The 22302-nt window shown below is 42.5% G+C and carries 8 protein-coding genes (1 of these 8 running past the window's edge); 6 read left to right on the forward strand and 2 right to left on the reverse strand.

All coding sequences use genetic code 11. The features are described from left to right. The 4 genes from LHV68_03575 to LHV68_03590 form a co-directional block, all read left to right on the forward strand. Nucleotides 1-13037 carry the final stretch of a hypothetical protein gene (locus LHV68_03575; GenBank protein ID MCB4790947.1) on the forward strand. It extends 18340 nt beyond the left edge of the window, so only the last 13037 of its 31377 coding nucleotides appear in the window; its start codon lies beyond the left edge, outside the window; its stop codon occupies nucleotides 13035-13037. An 87-nt stretch (nucleotides 13038-13124) separates the two neighbouring features. After that, entirely contained in the window at nucleotides 13125-16439 is a 3315-nt protein-coding gene (locus LHV68_03580; GenBank protein MCB4790948.1) for a PQQ-binding-like beta-propeller repeat protein, read from the forward strand. A 62-nt stretch (nucleotides 16440-16501) separates the two neighbouring features. After that, complete coding sequence (locus LHV68_03585) at nucleotides 16502-18454, forward strand: PorV/PorQ family protein (protein MCB4790949.1); 1953 nt, start codon at nucleotides 16502-16504, stop codon at nucleotides 18452-18454. Further along, nucleotides 18454-19329 (forward strand): nucleotidyltransferase family protein, encoded by an 876-nt coding sequence (locus LHV68_03590; GenBank protein ID MCB4790950.1) that lies wholly within the window; start codon nucleotides 18454-18456, stop codon nucleotides 19327-19329. The genes LHV68_03585 and LHV68_03590 overlap by 1 nt, the downstream gene beginning before the upstream one ends. Nucleotides 19330-19440: 111 nt before the next feature. Here the strand turns inward: LHV68_03590 and LHV68_03595 are convergent, their stop codons facing one another. Together LHV68_03595 and LHV68_03600 are read right to left on the reverse strand one after the other, a co-directional pair. After that, on the reverse strand, nucleotides 19441-20205 hold the full coding sequence (locus tag LHV68_03595) for an ABC transporter permease (protein ID MCB4790951.1): 765 nt from the start codon (nucleotides 20203-20205) through the stop codon (nucleotides 19441-19443). Between the two features lie 240 nt (nucleotides 20206-20445). After that, nucleotides 20446-21105, reverse strand: coding sequence for an ABC transporter ATP-binding protein (locus LHV68_03600; GenBank protein ID MCB4790952.1), 660 nt, complete (start codon nucleotides 21103-21105; stop codon nucleotides 20446-20448). Nucleotides 21106-21214: 109 nt separating this feature from the next. On the opposite strand from LHV68_03600, the gene LHV68_03605 reads away from it, so the two are divergent. Then, nucleotides 21215-21712, forward strand: coding sequence for a hypothetical protein (locus LHV68_03605; GenBank protein MCB4790953.1), 498 nt, complete (start codon nucleotides 21215-21217; stop codon nucleotides 21710-21712). Then, nucleotides 21712-22302 (forward strand): glycogen-binding domain-containing protein, encoded by a 591-nt coding sequence (locus tag LHV68_03610; protein ID MCB4790954.1) that lies wholly within the window; start codon nucleotides 21712-21714, stop codon nucleotides 22300-22302. The genes LHV68_03605 and LHV68_03610 overlap by 1 nt, the downstream gene beginning before the upstream one ends.

The following is a 22302-nucleotide window of genomic DNA, read 5'->3' on the forward strand; positions in this document are numbered from 1 at the left end:
ATTATTCTTCCAGGCTTAAAGGATCAAAATACAAAGCGCTCTGCTCAGGGGCCACCCTGGTCGCTCTTACCTCTCTAGCGTCAGTCAGCGGCACTTCCTTCACTTCAAACTGGGACGTTGATTTCTCAAGCCTGAAAGACGGCGCTACCAACTACATAACTGTCGAGGTCTACGACATAGCCGGCAATACAACAACAATAAATAATGCCTTCTGCGTAAAGAAAGATACGACTCCGCCCACCTATACTAACGGCGAGTCAGGAAAAGACACCGTCTGGAGGAAGACAGGCCGTTACTACAATGTAGATTTTGCTGATTCGGCATCAAAACTTAAAAGCGCCAAGTATAAAGCTGTTGCTGACGGCGCGACTGTAATACCTTTTTCGACAATATCCGGTATAGCGAACGGCTCATTTACTACAGATTGGACGCTTAATTTCAATTCGTTAAAGGACAGCGCCACAAACTATATATCCGTTGAAATCTATGACCTGGCAGGTAACACACAGACAATAACAAACGCTTTTTACGTTAAAAAAGATACAACTGTACCTCAGGCAACCAACCACGAAACAGGAAAGGACACTATGTGGAGCAAAGCTTCGCGCAGCTATTTCGTAGATTTCTCAGATTACGGAAGCAAACTAAGCACTCCCGCCTGGAGCGCCAGCGTAAACAGCTCTCTGGTTTCATCCGGATTGATAGCTAATATTAACGGTAAAACAACTTACTATTCCGGCTGGAGCCCTGATTTTAATTCCTTAAGGGATGAAGCCACAAATTATATTACAGTAAACGCTTTTGATACGGCAGCAAACACCTACACAATAACCAACGCTTTCAAGGTATTAAAAGATACTTCCACCCCAAGGCTCTCGGGATATCAAACCATAGGAGACAATACCTGGAAAAACTCTTCACAAAGCTATAATATAATTTATCAGGATTCAGGCAGCAAGCTTCATTCTGCTCAGTACTGTGCATACAGTGCGGCAAACCAGCTCGGGACACAGATAATGCCCTGGACTAATATCTTTACTGCGACTAACACCGCAACCTACAATAAAAACTTCCAGGTGGCTTTCTCTTCTCTCAGGCATGGGGCTACAAACTACATTTCTGTTCGAGCTTGGGATAACCTTTATTCGACAAACACCGTTATTGACGCTTTTTACATAAGAAAAGATACAACCGCACCCACAATAGATGTAAATACGTCTTATTACGGCCCGTATGCAGGAGACCCCGGAAGTATTATTGACATAGATTTTGCGGACAGCGGGAACTCCAAGCTAAACAACGCACAGTATTCAATTTATTCTTCATCTAATATCTCAGGACCGCAATTAAAAGGATGGACCAACATATTTGTTTCAACAAATGTAGCAGCTTATACGCAAAACTGGCCTATAGATTTCGGGGCAATGCTTCAAACCCCGGCAACGAACTGGGTAAGCATAAGGGTTTATGATAATGCAGGGAACTTGAAGATATCTACTGACACTTTTAAGGTATTTAAAACTACAGAAACCCCCGTAATTACCGATCTGCAGGAAGGAGATACAACCTGGAGGAAGTTAACCGGGACATCTTATAATGTAGATTTTTCGTCAAACTGCCCAACCGACGGTCTGAGTTATTTTATGACAAAGATATGCTCACAGCCGAACGAGCAGGGGCTTATTCATCAGGACTGGAAGAACCAGGTAACAGGCATAAATGCACCGTCATACACCGACCCCTGGCAGATAGATTTTTCAACCGCAGTAGAAGGCATGAACTACGTTTCAGTATGGGTCTACGATGCCGGAGGACATAATACTAAGGTTGACGATGTTTTCTTCGTAAAAAAAGACACGACCGCGCCACAGATAACAAACGGCATTTCAGGAGGAGACAATACCTGGAGAAAAACCAACATAGGCAGTTATAATGTGGACTTTAAAGATTCCATATCCGGTTCAGGAATAGATTACATTCAGTATAAGGTCACATCTACGGTTTCAGGCACGGTTGTTGACTGGTATACATTCCAATCAGACCCGGGTTACACCTATACAACTAACTGGCAGATACAGGATTCTCATTTCAACCTGCTTTCAGGAGGGACGAACTACGTGTCTGTACGGGTTTTTGACAAGGCCGGTTCTTCTCTGACTATAAACAGCGCGTTCTACATAAGAAAAGACACTGCCTGCCCGGTAATAACGAATAATGTTTCCGGCCAGGATATATGGCGAACGCTTGCCTCAACTAACACGGCTTATGACGTGAACTTTCAGGATTCCGGCGGCTCCAAGCTTGATTACGCGCAGTACAGTGTCTATTCCCAAACCGGAATGATAGGAACTGCGATAAAAACCTGGACTAACCTATTTACCGGATTAAATAGCGCGTCTTATACTACAGACTGGAAAATTGACTGGTATTCCTTAAACCCCGGCACGGCAAACTATGTCTCGGTCCGAGTTTACGATATCGCGGGTTCATCTGCAATAATTAGCGATGCATTCCATGTCTGGAAAGACTCTGCAAACCCGCATATAGTTGACTATCAAACAGGCGACGGTACCTGGTATGTATCAGACCCGGGCAATGTGTTTAATATTGATTTTGTAGATTCTGGCGGCTCGCTTCTTTATAATTCTGAATATACCGTATATTCAGGGCAGGGGATGTCCGGAAGCCTTATAAAACCCTGGACCGAGATATTTTCAGATTTAGGCGGAAATTCCTTCACAACCAACTGGGACATCGATTATTATGCTGCGCGGGAGGGCACAAACTACGTTTCAGTAAGAGCTTACGATTATGCAGGCTCCTCTGCTTCAATAACCGACGCTTTTTATGTCAGGAAAGACACCTCTGCGCCTTCTATTTCAAACCATGAATCCGGCGACAACTCCTGGCGCTCAACAGCCAGGGCCTACAACCTGGATTTCTCCGATTACGGAAGCGGCTTAAATTACTGCCAATACCAAGTCTGGAGCGCTCAAAACCAGAGCGGTACCTTATTAAAAAACTGGACTAATATTGCATCGTCAATAAATAACGGCTCATACACCTCCGACTGGCAGGTTGATTTTACGGCCTTAAGGCAGGGAACAAACTACGTTTCTGTAAAAGCAGTTGATAACCTTTCAAAGGATGGTACTTACAAAGACGTATTTTACATCAAGAAAGACACTTCAGCTCCTACGGTCATCAACAACCAGACAAGCAATACCGCCTGGATCTCGGCGGATCCCGGTTCCGTATTTAACGTAGATTTCCAAGACACTCTTTCCATGTTTGCTACGGCTTATTACAGCGTTTATACTTCAACATACACAACCGGTACTCCGGTGATAAATTGGACGCTTATCACTTCCACAAACACAACACTTTATACGCCGAACTGGGGTTTATCGTTCGCAGAGTTGAAGTCAACCACTAACTACATTTTCGTTAAAGTGCGGGATAATGCAGGAAACGAAACTATACGAGCTTCAGTTTTCTATGTAAAAAAAGACACAGAAGTACCTGCCATTTATGACTATCAGTACGGCGATAATGCCTGGCGTTCTTCTTCAGGAACTGCTTATAACATCACCTACAAGGACGACAAGTCTCTGCTCGATTATATCCAATACAAGATAGTTTCCGGTGCAGGCGCTACGATAGCAGACTGGAATACTTATGCGTCCGGCATTAACTCAATAAACTATACAAATACTCTTAAAATTACAGCAGCTCATTTTAATGTGATGCCTTCTTCGTACAATTACATCTCGCTGAAAGCCTTTGACAAGCTCGGCAACTCCCGCACCCTTGACAATGCTTTCTTTATAAAGAAAGACACCACTTCTCCTACTGTAATTTATACGCCTGATGCCTATACTCTGTGGTACTCCTCAAACCCGGGAACGATATTTAACGTTGACTTTAAAGACACTCTCTCCGGTTGCACGAGTGCGTACTACTGCGTTTATTCACAGGCAAATATGTCAGGGTCACAGCTTAAGAACTGGACTTCTATCTTTGAAGGACAAAACACCAATCTGTATTCAAACAACTGGGGAGTTGATTTCTCGGCACTTATCCAGGGCTATAACTACGTTTCAGTAAAGGTTTTTGACAGCGTAGGCTTGCAGACTCTGCAAAAAGACGTATTTACCGTAAAGAAGGATATAACCCTGCCGACAATTACTGACAACCAGTCCGGTGACGATAACTGGTATTCTTCAAATCCCGGAAAGGTATTTAATGTAGATTTCAATGATTCAGGCGGTTCTAACATAAAGAGCCTATATTATTCCGTGTATCTTGGCACCTGGACCGGATCGTCCCAGGTGCTCGGCTGGACACCTTTTGAAACAAATATCAGTTCCGCATCATATACGAGCAACTGGGGGGTTAATTTTTCAGCTTTAGAGAATAACGTTAACAACTACGTCTGGGTTAAAGCCGTAGATAATGCCGGCAACAACATTACATCAAATTCCTATTTGTTTTATGTAAAGAAGACTGTATCTCAGCCTCAGATAACGAGCCACCAGACAGGCGACAACCAGTGGAGAAGGCAGAACAACGGGACTTACGATGTTGATTTCTCATCACACGGCCCGTCTGCACTGCTTAAATTTGAAACTATCGCTTATACCCAGCAGAACTTTTCCGGCACTATGAAAGATAACTGGAGAGTTATCGCGGACAACCTGCATATCTCGACTTATACTGCTAATTGGAAACTAAGCGATACAACTTTCAACCTGCTGCCTCCTGGCACAAGTTACATTTCAGTAAAGGTTTATGATGAGGGTTACAATATAAAAATAGCCACTGACGTATTCTACGTAAGAAAGGACACTAACCCCGCAACTATTACAAACAACGAGTCTGGAGGCAGGTACACATGGGTAAAATCAAGCGGCACGCTTTATAACTTAGATTATCATGAAAACGGCTATTCCAAGCTTAACTATGCGCAGTATAAACTGACAAATTCAACCGGCGGAATAGTCTCAAACTGGTACACCTATGCTACAGGAATTAATGCTACAGACTATACAGCTGATTTTAAACTTACCGAGTCCCAGTTTAATTCTCTGCGCAGCTCATATTCCTATGTATCTGTGAGGGTTATTGATTATGCCCTTAACATCGCTACTGTGACAAATGCCTTCTTCATAAAAAAGGATACTACGCCGGTTGTAATTACAAACAACGAAACCGGAGGAGATAATACCTGGAGAAATTCCTCAAAAGCTTACAACGTTGACTTTCTGGACACTTACTCCTATGTAAAACGCCTCGATTACGCCGTATATAATTCTACGTTTATTAACCCGGCTGCACTTGTCCTGCCCTGGACAACCGCTGTTTCTACAAACACCAGGAACTATACCCAGAACTGGCAGGTATTGTTCTCATCTTTGACCCAGATTACAACAAACTATGTTTTCATCAAGGCCTATGACTGGGCAGCCAACACAACTACTGTCACAAATTATTCTTTTTATATCCTTAAAGATACTACACCTCCAACATACACAGATTCTCAGATAGGCGATGATGTATGGCGAAATGCAAATGACGGGTATTATAATGTGGATTTCTTTGACCTGGGCGGAAGCAAATTATCTAACATTCAGACGCTTATTTACAGCGAATCAAATAAAAACGGGTACCAGGTGGAAAACTGGATGAACCAGGCGCTGTCAATTAATACTACGTTTTATACAACGAACTGGCAAATAAGCGCACAAACATTCTCTAAGCTTCTACAGGGCAAAAACTATGTGACGCTACGGGCTTATGACAATGCAGGCTCTGGAACCGGCGAGATTCTTGACGCATTCTACATCTACAAGGATACCGCCTCTCCTCTTATTACAAACTCTCAGGCCGGAGGGGATAACACCTGGAGAAATTCATCTGTAGCCTATAATGTTGATTTTGAGGACCAGGGCTCAAAACTTAAAGGCGTACGCTACTCGGTTTACTCAGCACCGGACATGGGAGGGAGCAATATACTGGGCTGGACAACTATACCTCTTACACAGGGCACAACGGCTTATACGACAAACTGGCAGCTTGATTTTACGTCTCTTTGGCCTGGATACAACTACATAAACATTGAAAGCTACGATATGATAGCCCAGACAACCTCATTAAAAGATGCTTTCTTTGTAAAAAAAGACACCTCCGCTCCTTATTTCGTAAACAATATAGCTTCAGGCGACACGCAGTGGCGCAGGATGAACAATGCAACATACAACATAAACCTGTATGACATTGGCCGCTCTTCCGTATCTTATCTTCAAACACGGGTTTCAACAAGCCCTGCCGGCACCCCGTACGTCTATGACTGGCAGACTGACGTGTCAAGCATAAATAAAGTCGCATCTACCACTCCGTGGCAGATTACGAATTCGCACTTTAACCAGTTAAAGTGGGGTACAACAAACTATGTATCCTTAAGGATGGCAGACCTTGCAGGCAATACCTCAACTTATGCAAAAGCATTTTTTGTACTTAAAGACACGACACCTCCTACAGTAACGAATAACCAAACCGGAGATACAAACTGGAGGAGGATAAACACAGGCTACAGCTATAATATAAACTATAATGACACAGGAGCAAGCAAACTTAATAATACCCAATATAAAGTTGTATCCGGAACAGGAGGAATAATAGTTGACTGGTACTCCTATGTTACAGGCATAAACGCAAACTCCTACTCGACCGGGTTTAACCTGACACAAAACCATTTTAACTTGCTTAAGACATCTTACTCCTATGTCTCCGTAAGGTGTTTTGATAATGCCGGTTCATCAAAAGCTGTCACAAACGCATTCTATGTAAAAAAAGATACAATTACGCCCAGTATTACTAATAATATTTCAGGAGGCGATTCAACCTGGCGAACAGCCAATAACGGAACTTACAATATTGACTTCGGAGATACACTTTCTATGTTAAATTACGCACAGTACAGGATAAAAGAAACCCAGACCGAAAGCAATATACTCGTAGACTGGCATACATTTATCTCAGGCATAAATTCAGTGCAATACACCACAAACTGGCAGGTCACAGATGCTCACTTTAACTCGCTGCCCGCTAACTCCACAAGCTATGTTGACGTCCGCTGCTTTGACTATGCGGGCTCATCACAGGCAGTAATCAATGCGTTTTATATAAGAAAGGATGTCGTAGCGCCGAGCGCAATTTTGAACTTGGGGTCCAGAGCAGGAACTGAAGGGATAGCCAGGTTATCCTGGACAGCGCCCGGAGATGATAATTCAACCGGTTACCTCACAAATTCAATGTACCGAATACGCTACACTTCAAATATAAACCAGAGTTTTGATACAGCCACATACACAAAAGATATCTCAACATCAACCCCTGCCGGAAACCAGGAGAAATATAATATAACCGGTTTATCAGCCGGGACAACATATTATTTCTGGATAAAGACAAGGGATAAGGCAGGGTTGTGGAGCAATGTCTCAAACAGTACTTACACCTTAACCGGTCCCGACATAATCAAGCCTTCTACTATTACTAACCTTGCTGCTGCCACAGGCTCGTACGAAAGCCAGATAATCCTTACCTGGACAGCAACAGGAGACAACGGCAATACAGGCACAGCCTCGGGCTATCTGGTGAAATATGCTACTTTTTCATTCAGCCCGGCAAATTTCAATAAGCCGAATATTTCCACATATACACAGACCTGGACACCTAAGTCAAGCGGATACCCGGAAAGCAACATACTAGCCGGCTTCGACACCTCAAAACAATACTGGTTCTCCATAAAAGCTTACGACAAAGGCAATAACTATTCAGACGCCAGCTCAACAAAAACCGCAGCACCCGGCCAGGCTGGAGAAAGAGATGCCATGCTTACCTACGGTGAAGGCACCCTTACATATCATAAGACAAAGCTTTGGACCTCCGGTAACTGGACAACAGGGAACAATGGAGCAGCATCCGGATCTACAATAAGGTGGGTAAGGCTTGAGACTAATAACGGCGCCAGAAAAGAAAAAATGGCAGGGATACTCTCTTCGGGCAACAACCTATATATACAAAGATATGACAACACAACAACATCCTGGTCAAGCCAATTTACTGCAGCTACAACGCTTTCTACATACCGCTGTTTTGATATAGCTTATGAACAGAACTCAGGAAGGGCGGTCGTGGTCTATTATAAGGGAGGTTCCCCTGGAACAGTTTCATACCGCGTTTGGTCGTCAACAGCAGCTGTTTGGGTAGGTTCTGAGACCTCTCTTACCCTTGGCGATTCAATCGGAATAGTCAGATGGGTAAAAATGAAAGCGCGGCCCGGGACAAACGAACTTATGCTTGTAGCTCTTGACGAAAATAATGCTTTATATGCTTATAGATGGAACGGTACTTCTTTTGGCAATTACAGCAAGCTTTCATCCGCTGCTCAAAACAACAGCGCTTACGAATGCTTTGACCTTGCCTGGGAAACATTAAGCGGCAGGTGCGTGGTTCTATGGGGAGAGGCAAACGTTTTGTATTATAATACCTGGAACGGTACACAGTGGGGCACATCCAATACAGACACAAACCTGAACCTCGCCAATCCCGCAGCTTGGGTAAGGATGGCTGCGGACCCGGGTTCAAATAACATAGGCTATACTGTTCTTGACTCCCGTACTAATGCAGGTTGGAATGCAGGTATATGGAACGGTTCAAGCTGGCTTGCCAGGCCCACAGCAGACAGCGATGTGGCTAACTATACAACGAGGCTTACAGACTGCAAATGGGAAAAGAGTTCTGGAAAATTCTTTGTAGTCTGCGCAGATTCAAACAACCTCATTGACTGGGTTTACTGGCAGAATAACCAATGGTACAACACTTCAGGCATTATATCAGACCTTAACAATGCTACCCAGAATTCCTACAGCTTCGGCACTACACTTATGTGGCTTGGGCTTATGTCCGACCCTAACGTGAACAAGCTTATCCTGGGAGCAGTTGAAACCGGCAACACCATCAGGACCCTGAACTGGACCGGTTCAGCCTGGGGACAGGGGACCATACAATCCGTCAGCGCGTCCGATTATAACTACGAATGTTTTAACCTGTCACCTGACAAATTTGACACGACACCACCTTCTATTACTGACAATCAGGCAGGTGACGACACTTACAGGAGCGCAAACAACGGTTATTATGATGTGAACATCCAGGATACCGGCAATTCAAATATAGCTTATTTTCAGACGAAGGTTAAATATAACGCCACAGGTTCAACCCTGGAAGACTGGACAACCGTTGTTTCGGGCATTAACTCAAACGCTTACACAACTGACTGGCAATTGCTCAACAACACATTTAATAAAATGAAAGACGGCAAAAACGACGTTTACGTCCGCGTTTATGACGGAGTAGGCAATGTTGACAACACAAACGGTACTCTCTGTTTCTACGTAATGAAAGATACCACACCTCCGGCTATGACAAACGGCGAAGCAGGCGGAGATTATACCTGGAGGAATTCCTCAGGCTCGCTTTACAACGTAGACTTTAATGACAGCTTATCCAAAGTCGATAAAATGGAATATTCGGTTTACCGTTCAAGCGCTATGCACGGCAGCCCTGTCGTTGACTGGGAAGTTGCATTCACAGGCGCAAACCAGCAGAATTACACCGCTAACTGGAGTTTGAGCAATAACGCATTTTATTCTTTGAACCAGGGCACGTTTAACTACGTCTCTGTCATGGTTTACGACATGTCCGGAAGTAACACTGTCTATAAAGACGTATTTACAGTAAGGAAAGACACGGTCCCGCCTGCTGCTGTAACCGACCTCGAAGCCTTCAAGGGAGACAGCTACGGTAAGATAAAGCTCACCTGGACATCGCCCGGGGACAACGGTATTACAGGAGACAATACGAGCGGCTCTTACCGGGTCAGGTACACTACCTTTACAGCTATAGACAGCGAAACAAAATGGAACAATGCCTCTATAATAACCCAGGCCTGGGTGCCGCAGGCAAGGACAGTCAAGGAAGTACACGTAATTACAGGGCTTAGCCCGAACGTTACCTATTGGTATGCTATAAAAACACTTGATAAACTTAATGACAGGGGAAATATAAATGTGTCCGGTTTCAGCAATTCGGTTTCTACAAGGCCGCAGTCCGGGAATGTAACTATAAACGAAGTTTATACGTCCGGTTCAGCAGGTCAGGACTGGATAGAAATTGCCAACTTTACAAACAGCAGCGCAAACCTTAACGGCTGGCATATTTATTACGATAATAATCCGACACCTATCTGGACAGGTTCATCTTCGCTTCAAAGCAACGGTTTTTCCAAGCTGACTATTGCATCAGACCTTGATTCGTCTTCGCCGCATGACCTGTACCTTAAAGACAGTATCAATTCAATTGTATCAACGATAAAGTATCCGGCATCTATCGGCACTAACAAAAGTTACTCGCGTATTGATAAGGGCTCTGATTTCTTTGAAATAGATGTCACACCTACTGGCGGCTATGCTAATTCCATAACAACTGATTCTATTAAAATAAATGAAGTAAATTATTTAACCGGCCAGCTCATTGAAATATATAACAACGGCATAGCAACTTTTACTTTAACAGGATACACTTTAAGAAACAACAACGGAATGCTTTTCAACCTAAATAAGAAATCTTACCCGGGCTCCTTTACAGGTGTTGACACTACTTCTTTTGATTCTTCCGGAAAAACCTATCTTGAATGTTTTGGAACAGGCGGGCTGAACAGTTCCTCGGATTTCTTAGTGCTTGAAAACCATTTCGGCCAGGAAGTGGACAGGGTAAGCTGGCACAACCCGGCAGTGGCATCAAGGTATATGAACTTAAATGCCGCCTATTCCGCCTACGTTACGCCTGCTCCTTACGTTACCTCTGGAAGTATAGGACGGATAGACGAAAAAACTGATACAGACGTAAATTCTAATGATTTTGCCGCACTTTCCGAATCCAATTACGGCACGTTCAACATAAAAACCCTGACAAACCCGAATGAGCTTAATTACCCGATAAGCGATTCCTACATGCCGAAAAATGCAAAAATTGAGGTCAAACTTGCCCTGGATTCAACCTCCGGCAATAGTAACAATGATACCTTATGGTTTATAAGGACCGGAGGTTCACAGGACACAAAATCGCCTCATATTTACAGGCTGACAGATATAGGAGTTGACCTTTCAAAAACCATCCTGCAAACATCAACCCATACCTGGATAAGCGACCCTGATATTGACGGTAACACCCTGGTCAGCGATACGGAATATAAAATGATGTTCAACACTGACAGCCCGGGAGGAAGGGCGCCGCAGATAGCAAGGCCTTCCATAATGTACGATACCACTTTGCATTATTCTTCTTTCACTTATGCTAACCAGAAATATACAAATACCGGAACAAAGACCGAGCTTTTAAAAATAAGGGTAAAGAACCAGTCTTTGATTTCAAATTATAATATTTCGTTTAACGAAGTAAAAGTAAAATTCACAAAGGCAAACGATACGCCACTGACTACAGCTGAAGCTAAAAACATATTCAGCAACCTTTACGTTTATGCAGATAACCAATCATACACCACAGGGTATTACGAAATAGATATCGACACTACAGTTGTAGCTCACATCGCTAATGCCAATATCGACCTTGAGTCCGGCACAGCCGGCGTTCAGACTATATTCATAGACACCAATGTTCCGGCTGTTACCATAGGTTCATTAAAAGAAGGAAGGTTCTTCTTCATAGCGGACCTTGTAGAAGACGCTACTAATTACCTGACGACTTTTAAGGTTTTAATGCCTGCCTCAAACAACGTTTTCGTAAATGACACACTCTCAAACATCAAACAGGACATACTTGAGACCGATTCTATAACCACCCCGGCCCTGACTCTGTTTAAGCCGAGAAAGCCGGCCCTGTCAATAAAAACTACTCCGGGAAAAATAACTAAACCCATAGGAAAAGCCAGCCTTGATTTCTTGGGCAATTCCTTCATTAACTCCGATGACAACAATTTAAGGGCCTATGATTACGCTGGTACTCCTCTCTGGGCCAGTCCCGTCAATCTTGGCGGCAAACCTGTCTGCGAGCCTCAGACCAGTGATTATGCTTACTGGTCCCCAGGGTCTCTTTTTGTTGCCATGGAAAACGGCAGTGTCAAAAAGATCAATTCTTTAGACGGCTCGGTTGAGTGGTCAAAAATCCCCGGCGGGAACATTAAATCCATGACAGTCTGGGATACAGGCAAATCCTCCGGTGTCTGGGTAACAACTACCAACAACAGAGTTTACCATTATAGTTTCTCGGGAGAATTCCATCCGAATTGGTACCAGAGCCAGGCGCTGACAACACCAGCCGATCAAATCCCTGTTATAGATGATTTCACTTCCGGAACCAATGCCCTCTGGTATGTAACAACAGGCGGAGACGTTGTAAAGATAAACAATTTAACTGGAGACATCGCATCCTCTGCTTCATTTGAAAACCCTATTCGTCCATTGTCTTATTATGCCGGCCTTCTGAACCTGGAACTGAACAAACATTATATATACATTGTTACTGAAAACGGGACAATTAACTGCAGGGAATCCTCGACTCTTACTACCAAACCCCAGGGCTGGACGGACTATAACGCTGGCATAGGAATCAAATCCGATCCTTACCTTGACTTATCTGATTCTGCGTTGTATGCAGGAAGCGAAAATGGTAAACTATATAAATTCAACGCAATCTCGGGCGGCACTCCTTTATGGGTATATAGCGTAGATAATAAAGCACCCATAAGGTCAACGATTATTTCCCGGGACGGCTGGGTTTATTTCGGGACTGCAAGCGGAATGTTCTATGCGGTCAATGCCAGTGACGGGGTAACGATAAAACAAGGTTACCCGATCAAACTCTCTGGTTCTGTACTGAGCATCTACTGCGACGGGCTTGTAATCAACGTCACCACTGAAGACGGCAGCTTTTATAGCTTTGTTTATGAACCATAAAAATAAACAAATTTCGAATATCGAATCTCGAAATTAGAAAAAATAGACAATAAGCAAGAAGTCAAAAAGAAAACAAAGGTATTTTTTATGAATAGAAAACATCTCCATATTATTTCATTTATTATTTTTATGGCATCGTTTGTCTTTGCTTCCGAAGACAAGATGTTTATGGTGAATGAATCAAGGAACGGGCAGATAAACGACGTTTATTTTGAAGGCTTCACTCCCCTGTGGCAAAAGGAGCTTTTTGCAGGACTTAGGTCTTCTCCCATCACGTTCAGGGATTATGTTTATATCTGCGCGGGTGACGGTTCGGTCTGGTGTTTTGATGCAAACAGCGGCAAGGACGTCTGGCAATATTCAACCGGAGGAGATATAGTTTCTACACCCCTTGCGTCAAGCAGCACGATAGTGGCTGCATCAACCGACGGAAATGTATATGGTTTTATCTATAATTCCCTGACCGGTAACGAGCCCAGGTGGTCTTACGATACGCATAGTTATCTCTATTCAAGCCCGGTAATAACCGGAGACAAAGTTTTCATTTTAACTGGATATCCGAACAGCAAGGTGCTTTCACTGAATGTCAATACCGGCAGCTTTATTGGACAGTTTGACGTCTCTGCCTTTGGATTCTCTTCAATGGCAGCAAAAGACAACTACCTTGTCGTTGGAACCAACGACGGGAAATGGCACTGCCTGAACAGCAGCAACGGCACTGCCCTCTGGCAGACGCCTTTTCAGACGGATTCAAGCATGAGGTATGCAGGGTGCAGCATTGACGGGAACAATGTTTATATACCGGGCTGCGGGGAAACGACAAAGATTTATTCCCTGCTTTTAAATGGCGGGCAGAAATCCTGGGAAACACAGGAGATCGATAAACTTCTTACATCCAACCAATCAAATACATATACGGTTTCTTCAAGCATCGCCCAGGATGAAAGCAGGCTGTACCTGAACTACAGCTATTATGACGCGTCAAAAAGCACCGATTCCTCAAAAATAGTATGCGTGAATAAAGCCAACGGCAATGTCCTCTGGGTCAGTTCGACGACCGGCATTTCACCCAAGACAGAACAGCTCTCTTCTCCCGTGATCTCCGGCGATTATGTTTATGTAGGCTCGGGAAGCGGCTATGTATATATTTTAAATAAAGTAACGGGGAATATAGTTACCAAGTATTATATTTCGAAAGAACCAATTTCTTCAACGGTAAATCTTTCAAACGGCAAAATGTACGTAGCAAGCGATAAGTTTTATTGCTTTAAAGCAAGCTCGACTTTTTATTTATCTAAACCCTTTGACAGCGACCAGCTTTATACCGTTACGCCGGTATCAGGTACGGTAATGCATCCAGAGCTGCAAAACTACCAGGTTGATTATAAAGCTGATGTCGATACAAATTGGACTTATTTAAGCAGCGGGACAACCCAGGTGGTTAACAAAAAACTGGCAACCTGGGATGTCACAAAGGTAAAGGACGGCATTTATACTTTACGTTTAACTGCAAACATTAACTCCTCTGCGTACAGGGCGGTTAATAAAGCTGTCGTAAACAACATACCTCTTGGCCCGTCAGGGCTTGCTGCGCGTGACACCCCGTTTGACAGCGGAGGAAGCATTTCTTTGAACTGGACTAAATCTGGAGATGACGGCTCCGGCAATGAAGATGTTATAGTTTACAGAATCTATAGAGGAACAACACCCTACTTACTCGGTTATTACACACAGGTAAATGCAGGAACAACAACATATACAGACAACCAGTGCCCTGTTTACCAGACTTATTATTACAGGATGACTTCTTATGATGGGCTGAACGAATCACTGGAGTCAGGCATTGCCAGTGCACATTCTGAACTTGACGGCTCTTTGGTCTACATCAACCAGTCTTCGACCGTAACTCTTACAAGCGGCGGCTATATGACTGAAGTAACCGTCGCCTCCGGGACATTCTCAAACAAAGTTTGGATAGGAATAAAGATATCGACAGCTCATACAAACGTAACACTCCCTTCTACCATGAAAGGGACGAACATCGTAAGAGATTTCACTATCTACCCTGCAACTATGACTTTTCTAAAACCCGCAACTATTAAGATTCATTATAAGAATTCCGATATAACAGGTATAACAAACGAATACAATCTGAGGATATCCACCTGGGATAACACAAACGGCCAATGGTCTGTTATAAATTCGTCCGCATATACGACAGCTAAATACGTTAAGGCTCAGGTTACCCATTTCTCATATCACAGGATACTGGAATATACACTGGCTTCAAGCACGGGCTCGAATCCACCGCCTTCGAACCCACCGCCTTCAAATCCACCGCCTTCGAACCCACCGCCTTCGAATCCGCCAGGCGCCGACACAACGGCGCCGAACCCGCCCACAAATTTGACCGCCATCGATAAGCCCCTTGATCCAGGTGGGGTATTAGTACTTAACTGGACGAAATCAAGCGATGACGGAGCAGGTGCAGGCGATGTAAGTATTTATAGAATATTCAAGGGCACATCCTCACTTACTATGAGTTATTATACAGAGGTCTCCTCCGGGACAACTGTTTACGTAGACAGCGCATGCCCTGTTTATATCCTTTATTATTACAAACTGAGCGCTGTCGATACAAGCGGCAACTATGCATACTCAAGCACAGTATCGGCCTTTTCTGAAATGGACGGCTACCCTGTATTGGCTGCTGCGGGAGCGACAATAGACTTGATAGTGAACGGTTCTACAACTACCGTCATAATAGAAGCCGGCGGGCTTTCCAATGATGCTAGAGTGGGGATAAAGATCCCTAGGTCAAGCCCGCAGCTTAACATCCCGTCATTTTCAAAAGCAACCGATATCCTAAGAGATTTTATCATAATACCATCAACTACTATTTTCTTTAAGAACATCTTAATAAAAATCCCTTATATGAATTCAGATGTTGTAGACATGAAAAAGGAAAACCTTAGGATATTCTGGGCTGATATTTCCAATAACACGTGGAAGACCGTAAACACCTCGGACGCGACACTCGAAAACGGCCGCGTCTGGGCAGTCATTCCGCATTTTTCCTATTACAGGATCATGGAATACCTGCCCGGAAAAGAAGACCTGATCTCAGGCAATAAGGTTTATACATACCCCAACCCGGCAACAGGCAACAAATTGTTTTTTAAATATTATCTTGGCGACAAGGCCGATATAACGATAGACGTCTATGACATAGCGGGTGAATTGATAGCCCATCTTACAAAAGACGGATGCCCCGCGGGGATATTCTCGGAAATTGAATGGAACATTTCCGGCATCGCAAGCGGCGTCTACATATACAGGTTTGCCGCAAAAACCCCGTACGGAACCAGGTATCTAAAGAAGAAACTTGCGATTGTTCATTAACGGCAGTGGTAAGGTGTAAGGGATAAGGGGTAAGAAAAACAAAAATTTATTTGGAGATAAATGTGAATATAATTATTGTAAATTTAAGAACTTATATAAAATTGCTTCTGGTATTACTTACAACTTACACCTTATCACTTACCCCTGCCTTTTGTGAAGTAAAGATCCATCCGAACGCCGGTACGACTTCAGCTACATTTTTAAAGCTGGGGCTTGGAAGCAGGGCGATTGGAATGGGTGAAGCTTTCTCTGCTTTGAGCGATGACATTACTGCCTTATACTGGAACCCTGCAGGGCTTGTTCAGCTTGATGGAAACCAGATGCACATAACTCATAACGAGTCGTTTGAAGGCATAAAACATGAGTTCTTCGGTTATGCGGCGCCTCTTAAAAAAGGAACTCTGGCGCTCGGAGTTTACGGGATAACGATCCCCAAAGACCTTGAAAGGCGCTCTGGCCTTTTTGAAGGCAATCCGTTTGAACCTCTCACGGTCTCCGAAGGAACCTTTGGAGCCTATGATGCGGCTGTTCACGTTTCATACGCTAAAGAGCTCAAAGACAACCTGTCCGGAGGAGCAAGTTTTAAAATTATCCAGCAGAATATCGATAACTTCTCAGCTTACGGACTTGCTGCCGACTTCGGCACACTTTATAAATTCCCTGAACAGCCGCTTTCTCTTGCTTTTGTCCTTGAAAATATCGGTACTAAAATTAAATTCCTGAACGAAGGCTATTACCCGCCTTTTACAGTGAGAGCCGGGAGCGCATATAGATGGAACAAGAGCCTGGTTTCAACACTTGATCTGGCAAAACCTATAGATAATTTTGTTTTTGTATCTGCCGGAGCCGAATATACTCCGGTTGATTTTCTTGCTATAAGGACAGGCTACAAATACCGTTGGTACGGCGAGGAACTTGACGACCTTTCAGGGCTTTCCGCCGGCCTGGGAATTAACTTCATGATCTCAAGCGTGAATTTCAGGTTTGATTATGCATTTACGCCTTACGGCGTACTCGGCAATTCACAGAGGTTCTCCCTTACTTCATTTTTTGGAAACTCCAAAAAGAAAGAGAAAAAAACAGAAATAGCCGTAAATGAAACTCCAAAACCTGACCTTAATAAAGAACCCAAGATTTACTCTTCTCCGGCCGACAGCTCCAAGGTCGAAGGGTTTGTTTTTTTTCCTGCTCAGGTTTCCGTAGTACTTAAGACAACCGTAGGCCCCATGTCTATATATAAAATAGATATAGAATCAAAGGAATGCGATGTTTACCTGGTCAGGGGCATATTAAGAGGGTTTGGAACAAATAAACTTAAGTTTGAAATAGGGGAAAAACCCGGAAAAGATGATATTTACAAACACTATTACTTTAACGGCAGTTTAAATATCCCAGTTCAAAAAGTTGACTGTGAGATCCGCCTACCTGTTAAACTTGGAAACGTTGTGCTTAAAACGTACGGAGATGCCGTAATAGAACTTAAGAAAATATCCGAAGACCAGGCATATATAAAATACGCTTTTGCCCTGGACACCCTTGAACCGTTCTATATAGAAAAAAACCTTGTGACTCCAAATGCCGACAAAGTAGAGATCGACACAAATTCACTTAATATCGCTATTCTTGACTTTCAGGCAATGCCTCCGGTTTCTTTAGCTGTATCAACCTCTGTTACAGAAAGCTTTCGTTATTTGCTTTCAGAAACAAAATTATACACCCTGGTTGACAGAAATAGTATGGAGAAAATATTGACCGAGCAGGGGTTCCAGCAAACAGGCAGTACAACAACAGAGCGCGCAGTACAGATAGGCAAGCTCCTTAATGTAAGTAAAATAATTTCGGGCAGTTTCGGAAAATTGGGGCAGGATTATTTACTTGCTCTTAATATTATAAACGTACAAACCGGCGAAATAATATATTCAGAACAGGTAGCATGCAAGGAACTAACACCAGACGAACTAAAAAAGTTGACTGAAACTCTTGTACAAAACGTTAATGCACATATAAAACAATAATGAATTTAGCTAAACCGTTAAACAAAGCAATTCTTACCCGAAACCTGTTGATCCTTCATCAGCTAAAAGAGCTTGCCTGGGTCCTTGAAAATGAAGGGGTTCCTGTGATACTTCTTAAAGGAGCAGCTCTTATCAATACTGTCGAGGATTATGCTTCTGAACGCATAATGGACGATATTGATCTGCTTTTAAAACCAGGTGACATGATAAAAACAAGGAATACCCTTAATTCGCTCGGCTATTCCGCTTTTAACAGCGACTCTGGAAGTTTCTGCAGCAATTCAAAACCCGCCTATATTGACATCACTGATAACTTGTGGTATTTAAGCAAAAAAGAAATTGAACAGTTATGGCAAAACAGCAAAAACCATGAAATCTCGCCCATGGTATACCACCTTCCTCCTGATGAGTTTTATATCCATGTACTTGCGCATGCAGCCTTGCATCATGGAATTAAGGAGACAGCGTGGCTTAGAGACCTTGAGGTAATTAAAATAAAATGGGGGAAAGAGATTAATCCGCAGATTTTGGATAATAAATTAATAAAATACGGTTTGAGTTCTGTCTCTGATGTATTCTTGGGCCAACCGGCCGGTGAAGGTTTCAGTCCGCTCGTTTACTCCTGGTTCCTGAAACGGAGCATTCCGTTAAAAGGCCATATTTTAAGGTTCCTGTTTTTGCCTCTCAATAAAAAATTTTCTTACCTTACCCGTACACTTTTTCCATCAACTGATTTTCTTACCTATAGATATAACCTAAAAAATGCTTTTCAAATTTTGATTTTCAGGATTATCAGGCCGGTTCTTCTTTTCTTCAAACTGCTTCAAATGCCGTTTAATTACTGCCTACATATGTACAGAGAAAATGCAAAATGAAGATTGTAAAATGCAAAATTATTGTATCCCGCTTTGCGGGATTATTTTAAATAAGTCGCCAAAGGCAGTACCTTGATTTTTCATTTTGCATTTTACATTTTGCATTAAAGCTTAGTAGCTTCCCAGATTTCCTTCTTCTCTTGCTTTGTTAAATGCTTTCCTGAAACAGAAAATACCGGCCAAAAACAGCGGGACAGACCAGGCAGTTAAAACAAGCAGTTTTGAGACAGGAGGGGCAGCGTTATTCAACAGCGCATCCCTGAAGATCTGCAGAGATAGGGTTGTAGGAAGCATGTATGATAAACCTTGAATTTCAGAAGGAAGCAAATTTACCGGGAAATATACGCCGCATAATATATCGGAAGCGAGCAGAACGATCCAGTTAACAGGATCGCCTCTTTTATAATACATTATAAAAGAAGCTGAAATAAGCCCTAGACCTAAAAACATAACTGTATTTAAAACAACGAGAGGCAAAACGCCCCCGGGGTTAAAAAATACTTCAGCATTAAACATTAAACTGCCCAAAAAAATAAAAATTACTATTTCAAAAATCAATATTATTAATTTAGCACTTATCGTGCCCAGCAGTACCTTGAACGGGCTGTGCGGAGAAAGAAATATTAATTCAGCTGTACCCCAATGCTGTTCCTGTCTTATGTTGTTCGAGAAAACATCAAGCCAGAACTGGAAATGCCTGCTGAATATCAATCCTATAAGGACAAAAGAAAAATACTTAATATCAGGGACCAGCTTGCTTAAGAAATAAAAAAGAACCAGCTGAAAAAAAATGTTCAGCACTTTAACTACAAAGTGGAATTTATAAGTTTTTTCAATCGCAAGATCCCTTAATAAAAAAGCCAATATTAGATTCATGTTTTTAAACCAGCTAATGACTGACAAAACAAATCTCAATTACAAACAAAATCAGTGACGCTCCTCCGTCTGAAGCCGGAGGCTTCTTTGATAACGCGGCCTACTGCGACATCATTATGCATTCATCCCCCGACAGAAGTCGGGGTTTTCATGTCGCATGTAATAATTTTCTCGTTTTGATTTGTAATTTTGAAATTTTGCTATTTTTTCATTCTTTTTTGGGATTTATCCTTTTGGAATTTATTCTGTTATCTTCCCGTTCTCTAAATACCCTATCCTGTCGGCAAATCTCTTTGCTTCATCCAGAGCATGAGTTACCATGATACAGGTTTTGTTTTTTTCTTTAACAACAGACCTGATAAATTCCAGGATTTTAAGTTTGGACCCTTCGTCAAGGCTGCGTGCGGGTTCGTCTATCAATAGCACTTCAGGCTCATGCAAAAATGCACGGATTACCGCAAGTTTCTGTTTTATGCCTGACGGACATTGGCTTAATTTAACGTCAAAAAACTCTTTTAATCCGAATATTTCGCAAAATTCATCAATTCTTTTGTCAAGGATATCTTTTTCGACATCTAGCAGCCTTCCATAAAACTTTATATTTTCCCTTAAACTTAATATCTGGTAAAAACTGGTATCTGGATCAGCCGACAAGCCAATGCTCTGGCGTGTTTTAGCCGGATGGTCTTCGATATTAAAACCACAAATCTCTACATTCCCGTTCGTGGGCAGGATCAAGGTAGAAAGTATTTTAAGAAGAGTCGTTTTACCCGACCCGTTTTGGCCCATTAGGCCAAATATCTGTCCGGCCCTTATTTCAAGGTTTACTCCAGTCAATACATTTTTACATTCATTTTTTAGATAATATGTTTTAATCAGGTTTCTTATATATATAGTCATAAATTTGTAACCTTTACCTATTCACATTTTAGCAATTTTTCCTTGACTTATCAATTTTATTTTTATAAAATCGTTGATAATAAAACCAATTTAAGAGTAAGAGGAAATTATGGCTCCGTGCTTTCAAGACCCAATAATTCTTGTCTCCTGCCTTATTATATTAGCAGCTATCGTAATACTTGTCTGGGCAATTAAGAACTTACAAGTGATAAGATTACCGGAAGAAGAAAAACTGCCTTTTGATGAGGATATCCAGGCCGAACCTCAACCAAATGATAATTCAGGGCTTTTTGAAGCAAAGATAAATGAAATTGCCAGCCAGGTGAATGAAATTGCAAGACTGATCGGAGTGATGGAAAAAAACAGCCATGATAAAAAATCGTTTGACGATACTATTTCAACCCTTCAGCCTTCTCCCGAAATTGAAAAACTCTCGGCAAAACTCGATTCTCTTAATTCAAAGATTGATTCCATAGCTTCAAATACAGGGAGCGGTGGAGGCGGGGGTGGCCCCGGCAAAGAAGATATGGACAGGATCGAATCTAAACTGGATTCAGTAAGAAAATTATTAGTGCTTCTTTCTGAAAGCAATAAACCGAGTGAATAATGATGAACCGTAAAAACCTGATCTCTTTGATAATACTTGATGTAGTTGTGATGCTGTTTGCTTCAGCTTTATTATTTTATAGGTATAGTACTCTATCCTGCCTTCCGGAGCTAATGAACGAAAAAACACTGAAAAACTTTGACAATAACGCTGGAAATATAAAAAAATCATTAGCTGTCCGAGCAACGGAAAAAATAAAAGAAAAACCGCTGGCCGAAAAACAAGTCGAAAAACAATCTGTACCCGCAAAACAGGCCCCAGCCATAGAACCTTCTACAATAGCTTCAAATCCTGAAACAGCGCCTGCAAAACCTGCATCAAGCGTTTCAACAAGGAATATACGGTTTACTTTAAGACATTCAAAAGCAAAAAAAGCTGAAATAATCGGCGAGTTCAACAGCTGGGTGCCACAGCCAATGAAAAAATCTGATGCAAATACCTGGCTGATAGATATTGCTATACAGCCTGGTGAATATGCCTATAACTTCGTTATTGACGGCCGGCCTATGAGGGATCCGAATAATCCTAAAACAAGCAATGTCGGGAGAGGTTTCATCAATTCTTTACTGAGGGTTAAGCCTTTAAAATGA

Source organism: Candidatus Liberimonas magnetica (genome assembly GCA_020523885.1).
Lineage (GTDB): Bacteria > Elusimicrobiota > Endomicrobiia > Endomicrobiales > JAFGIL01 > Liberimonas > Liberimonas magnetica.

Coding starts and splice junctions, on each gene's coding strand:
- LHV68_03605 (MCB4790953.1), top strand. CDS start 21,215: ATGGCTCCGTGCTTTCAAGACCCAATAATTCTTGTCTCCTGCCTTATT.
- LHV68_03610 (MCB4790954.1), top strand. CDS start 21,712: ATGATGAACCGTAAAAACCTGATCTCTTTGATAATACTTGATGTAGTT.
- LHV68_03600 (MCB4790952.1), bottom strand. CDS start 21,105: ATGACTATATATATAAGAAACCTGATTAAAACATATTATCTAAAAAAT.
- LHV68_03580 (MCB4790948.1), top strand. CDS start 13,125: ATGAATAGAAAACATCTCCATATTATTTCATTTATTATTTTTATGGCA.
- LHV68_03595 (MCB4790951.1), bottom strand. CDS start 20,205: ATGAATCTAATATTGGCTTTTTTATTAAGGGATCTTGCGATTGAAAAA.
- LHV68_03590 (MCB4790950.1), top strand. CDS start 18,454: ATGAATTTAGCTAAACCGTTAAACAAAGCAATTCTTACCCGAAACCTG.